1 protein-coding gene is annotated in these 892 nt (G+C 57.4%); it reads right to left on the bottom strand.

Features of this window, described 5'->3' with window-relative positions; translation table 11 throughout:
- A partial coding sequence (locus KUL93_RS11275) for a chemotaxis protein (protein WP_217127130.1) occupies positions 1–720 on the bottom strand: 720 nt, incomplete at its 3' end.
- Between the last annotated feature and the right edge of the window lie 172 nt (positions 721–892).

Genomic DNA, 892 nt, shown 5'->3' with positions numbered 1-892 from the left:
TTTCACCGGTCGCTTGAGCGCCCGCGCCCGTTCCGCAGCCCGTTCCAGGTTTTCCCAGCACTGCCGGCCATTGACCGCCTCCACATAGCGGACCCCCATCTTTTGCAGCGTCCGTTCGACCTGTTCGCGCGCAATCGCCGAGTCGTCAGCGTAATAAATCGTGAAACGGTCGCCATCCGGCATAGGTTCGATACCGGCAAAGAGATCGGCTTCCGCCTCGACCCCGCCTGTGGTATCGGACAGGACCTTTTCCACGTCGAGCAGCATCACCAGTCGTCCGTCGGCAAGTTCGGTCACTGCGGTAACGAGCCCCCCCATCTTTGCGGTGAGCATATCGGGGGGCACCCGCATCTGCGACCAATCGAGCCGCAAGATAGTATCGACCGACTCCACCAAAAACCCTTGCACGTGCTGGTTGTACTCAGTGACGATCATGATGTTGCGTTCGCTGCCCGGTTCCACCCCGACGTATTCGCCCAGATCGACCACCGGCACCAGTACCCCGCGCAGACTCACCATCCCTTTCACCGCTTTGGGCATTTCCGGCGCGGCGGTGATCGGCGGCGTCTTCATCACTTCACGGACCTTGAAGACATTGATCCCAAAGGTCTCACGCCGCCCCGTGGCTTTATTCACACCCAAGGTGAACAACAAAATTTCGAGTTTGTTCGTGCCTGCAAGTTTCGTGCGCTCATCGATGCGCTTGAGCAGGTCGGTCATGGTGCACTCCTTACGCGTGGCGCGATGGTGTTATATTACGACGGTTCGTGCAAAAACTTGAGCGGAATTAGCGAAAAAAAATGCCCATTTTTTCCCTCAAGTTCTTGGGCGAACCGCCGATAATAGTCACCACCTGGGAAATGATCGAGGAGAGGCCCCGATGTTTGGTAAC

The organism is Hydrogenophilus thiooxidans, assembly GCF_019049855.1.
Lineage (GTDB): Bacteria > Pseudomonadota > Gammaproteobacteria > Burkholderiales > Rhodocyclaceae > Hydrogenophilus > Hydrogenophilus thiooxidans.
This window is presented reverse-complemented; position numbering and strand designations above follow the sequence as displayed.